The 3,737-nt window shown below is 54.9% G+C and carries 6 protein-coding genes and 1 pseudogene; 2 read left to right on the forward strand and 5 right to left on the reverse strand.

What is annotated here, in order from left to right:
* Positions 1-142: 142 nt before the first annotated feature.
* Positions 143-1,045 (forward strand): DUF4238 domain-containing protein, encoded by a 903-nt coding sequence (locus tag AC5JJ6_RS03650; RefSeq protein ID WP_496040748.1) that lies wholly within the window; start codon positions 143-145, stop codon positions 1,043-1,045.
* 14 nt (positions 1,046-1,059) lie between these two features.
* Here the strand turns inward: AC5JJ6_RS03650 and AC5JJ6_RS03655 are convergent, their stop codons facing one another.
* The 5 genes and pseudogenes from AC5JJ6_RS03655 to AC5JJ6_RS03675 form a co-directional block, all read right to left on the reverse strand.
* A complete protein-coding gene (locus tag AC5JJ6_RS03655; RefSeq protein ID WP_496040743.1) occupies positions 1,060-1,308 on the reverse strand; it encodes a type II toxin-antitoxin system Phd/YefM family antitoxin in 249 nt (82 codons plus the stop codon).
* A gap of 104 nt (positions 1,309-1,412) precedes the next feature.
* The gene (locus AC5JJ6_RS03660; RefSeq protein ID WP_496040744.1) at positions 1,413-1,727 is read right to left on the reverse strand and encodes a helix-turn-helix domain-containing protein; all 315 of its coding nucleotides are present in this window, start codon (positions 1,725-1,727) and stop codon (positions 1,413-1,415) included.
* Between the two features lie 45 nt (positions 1,728-1,772).
* The gene (locus AC5JJ6_RS03665; protein WP_496040745.1) at positions 1,773-2,030 is read right to left on the reverse strand and encodes a helix-turn-helix domain-containing protein; all 258 of its coding nucleotides are present in this window, start codon (positions 2,028-2,030) and stop codon (positions 1,773-1,775) included.
* Between the two features lie 85 nt (positions 2,031-2,115).
* Positions 2,116-2,408 (reverse strand): annotated as a pseudogene (locus AC5JJ6_RS03670) (type II toxin-antitoxin system RelE/ParE family toxin).
* Positions 2,405-2,656 carry a type II toxin-antitoxin system ParD family antitoxin gene (locus AC5JJ6_RS03675; protein ID WP_496040746.1) on the reverse strand — a complete coding sequence of 84 codons (252 nt, stop codon included), beginning with the start codon at positions 2,654-2,656 and terminating at the stop codon, positions 2,405-2,407. The pseudogene AC5JJ6_RS03670 and the gene AC5JJ6_RS03675 overlap by 4 nt, the downstream one beginning before the upstream one ends.
* Positions 2,657-3,082: 426 nt before the next feature.
* Here AC5JJ6_RS03675 and AC5JJ6_RS03680 point away from each other — a divergent pair.
* On the forward strand, positions 3,083-3,737 hold a 655-nt coding region (locus tag AC5JJ6_RS03680; RefSeq protein ID WP_496040747.1), incomplete at its 3' end, for a DUF1206 domain-containing protein.

The raw sequence follows: 3,737 nt of genomic DNA on the forward strand, positions 1-3,737 counted from the left end.
CGAGTGAAATTGACATCGTATCGGGCAGATGAGCTTTTAGAAAATTTAAGACTCATAGAAGAGAAAGCTCAGTAACTGAAATAGATTTTAAATGAACCCTATCAGTGGTTGTTAACAAGCACAGTAGAGTTTGCTCAATATTATGCAACAGCCTCTTAATCATCATTGGCTTCCTCAATTTCTCATGCGTCCATGGTGTGGGTGTGATGGGCTTGTTACAAGTATCTTCCGCCCATACAACAAAGTAGTTGCTAGACGTAAAAGCCTTAAATCTTTGGGTTCTGTAGAGGATCTCTATACCATAAAATGGTCGAGGATGGATGATCCATATTACATGGAAAAACACATATTCACAAAGGCCTTCGATACGCCAAGTTCAAAGACTCGTGATAAATTACTTCATGGCGATTTATCTATTATATCAAATGTAGAACGATTAGAATTCTCCAGATTTCTAATTATGTTAAATATGCGTCGGCCTGAATCCGTAGATAGCATCAAAAAGAATGCGAAAGAGATTTGGTGGAATGAATTTAGGAGTTGGCCTAGATCTATTAACGGTGTTACGAGGTTGATGAACGATGAAGAGGCTTCCATTTTGTACAAAGACTTATTTGATGGATTTGAAGACTATTTAGTTATGCGGACTATACTTGAAACAGCTATCTCATCCGAGCAAGCTCTTATGATCTCTACCCTGCAATGGAGCGTTTTTGACACCACGTCCGGGGGGTTGGATTTAGTGCTTGGTGATACCCCACTACAAATATGGGCGACAAATGGTATCATTGAGCAAGTTGTCCTGCCATTGTCACCGGGTCGATTGTTTGTTGCAGCAACAACAAGGCATCTTGCAAAAGAGCCAATATTTGAAATTGAATTTAGGCAAGTTCTTGCTTTGCGATCCATTGGCGATCAATTTCGGAAAGCAGATAAATTTGTGATAGCACGCGATCTCGGTAAGAATGATGGTTTGTTGAAATTGGCGGAAATCAACTTGAAAATGCCGGATGGTTCCCCGCCATTGGATAGCGTCGCGCCATAAGGCAGAATCCAAGCTCAAAGATCATCAAGCGTGACCTTGATGACAGGCTGATCCTTGCGAGCCTCGGCGATGGCATTCAGTTCCAGATCTTCCAGGTGTTCCATCATGGCTTCGAACGCCTTGGCCGGGACACAGTAGAACGCCGGCTCATTGCGATTGAGGATCGCTACCGGAGAACCATCGCCGGCAGCTACCGTGCCCATGGGGTTCTTCTTCAATTCGGAGACGCTCGCGGTCATTTCCGCCAGGATCAGGCTTGCCATGTGCTTTTCCCTCGCGCCAATGCAATCACCATGGATAGCACGTTCCAGGGCGCTCTTAAACGTGTCTACCCAAATGCCGGGGCAGGGGCCGTCAGCCGCTGCAATCAGACAAGATCGTCCATATCCACCCGCAGCACCTCCGCGAGTCGCTTGAGGGTGTCGAGCGAGGGCGTGCGGATACCGTTCTCGATCTGGGAGAGGAACGGCTTGCTGATTCCGGCCTGCGCGCCAAGCTGGTCCTGCGTGAAGCCCCGGTATTCGCGATAGACGCGGATCGGGTTTTCGCCGTTTAGCATCCGCTCGGTCAGTTCCAGCGGGATGAACTCTGACGGCTTGGCCTTCGCTTCATCGTAAAGGTGCACGTCTTCCAAATCTTCCTCGGCGGCGCGCAGCCGGAGATAGTCGTCTTCCCTGACCATGATATGTCGTCTCCAGCCGCGTTCGAGGGGTTCAGGCCGCAGGTTTCAGGCGGCGGATTTGCGGTACGCGGTCGCAACCGCTACGGGATCGTTGGTGATCGCCGTCAGATAGGCCACCGCCGTCGCGTCGGGTTCGCTTCGACGCTGTTCCCAGTCGCGGAGAGTTCCGATGGGGATGCCGTATGTATCGGCAAAAGCGCCCTGGCTCAGGCCGGCGACGACTCGCGCCCGCTTGGCCAGCGTGACCGGGCGCAGATTGGCAAGAGCGGCGTCACTCAGCCCGGCATCGTCGTGGTTGGTCATGATCTTCCTCTCACCTGTTGGCGCAGTGTTGGGCCGCTCAGCAGGAGTCGTATGCTCTTCCCCGTGCCAAGGCCAAGGCCAAGGTTCAGGATAAATGCCGCTCCCAATCCTGCCGGCTATGCAGGATACGAACGATAAGGATTCCGCTGTCATGCTCGACATATACGATCATATGAGCATGATAAGGATGCAGCCGCACACGGGTGGGATGAACTCCATCCGTTTGCGCGCCGTATCGGGGTTTTTCGCCAACCTGTCGAAAACCGCAGTCAGTCCCTTGTGGTAGCGCTCAGCTTGATCGACGCCGAAATCTGCCGCACCTCGCACGTAGATGTCGATGATGTCCTGATCGGCTTGCCATGTTGTTTTGTAGCTCACTGGTGCCGTGCGGCTTCAGCTTGTTTGCGTGCGGCTTCCAGCACGTCACCTATGGAGCGGTCGCTGATGCCGCTGTCCAGACCTTCGGTGATCAATCTTTGAAGCTCCGCCAGTTTGCTCACGCGCTCCTGATCCCGCCGGATGAGATCACGCACATAGTCGCTGGCGTTGCTGTAGCGTCCGGTTTGCGCCTGCGCCTCTACCCACTCTTTCATGGGGTCGGGAAGCGAAACGTTCATTGTCGCCATGATGAAAACCTCCGTTGCGTGATCTTGGCAAAGATTGCCAAGGAATGTCAATTCAATTGGCGGTGTTGCGTTGGTGGCGGTGCAGCGTGCTCCCTCACCTTCCCATGCTTCGCATGGGCCCCTTCCTCTCCCGGAGGGAGAGGGGCTTTTTTTGGGTTTTGCTTTGGGGGCTTTTTTGCGGGTTGGCTGTGGTGAGTGGGTTGGGGGTTGCTAGCTTTGATAGAATAAAGCTTTTGGGCCGGGCTTGGAAATAGGTGGCGTAGTGTGCCTCCTTGGAGAACTCCGAAGTCTTCGGGCGGGAGGAGGAACTAAATAGGTTGATTGTTGTTGCTGATTGTTAGTCGATGGAAAGATGCGCGTTGGTGCCGCTGCTTGGTGAGTTGCGGCAGATTTGATTGCGTTAAGCATAATGATGGGAGCGCTGTCGTGAACAGCTCGGATCGTTTCGAATGGTTGGCGCGGCTTGGCTATGCGGCGCGGGGCGTCGTCTATCTGCTGGTGGGCTGGTTCGCCATGGTGGCTGCGATCGGGAGCGGGCAGCCGATCGATACCAAGGGCGCGCTCCGGGAAATCTTCTTTCAGCCGTTCGGCAAGGTCCTGCTGGGGATCGTGGCGCTCGGGCTGGTCGGGCATGCGGTCTGGCGCGTGGCGCAGGGCTGGTTCGACCTGGACGGGCACGGCAGCGACGCGAAGGGGATGGTGGTCAGGGGCGGTCTGCTGGCGAGCGGGGCGATCCACGTGGCGCTGGCGTTCTTCGCGTTGTCGCTGGTGTTCAGTTGGCAGGGCGCCGGATCGGGGAGCGAGGACGGGACCCAGGACTGGACGGCGTGGCTGCTGTCGCAGCCGTTCGGGCGCTGGATGGTCGGCATCGTCGGGGTTGCGGTTCTCGGGGCTGCGGTTGGGCAGTTCATGAAGGCGTGGAAGCTGACTTTCTGCCGCTACCTGCGGGCCGACGAGCGGACGATGAAGCTGATCTGCCCGATCGGGCGGATCGGGCTGAGCGCCAAGGGCGTCGTCTTCGTGGTGACCGGCATCTTCTTCCTGACGGCGGCGTGGCAGTCGGACTCGACGGAATCGGGCG

It is taken from the genome of Skermanella sp. (assembly GCF_059503625.1).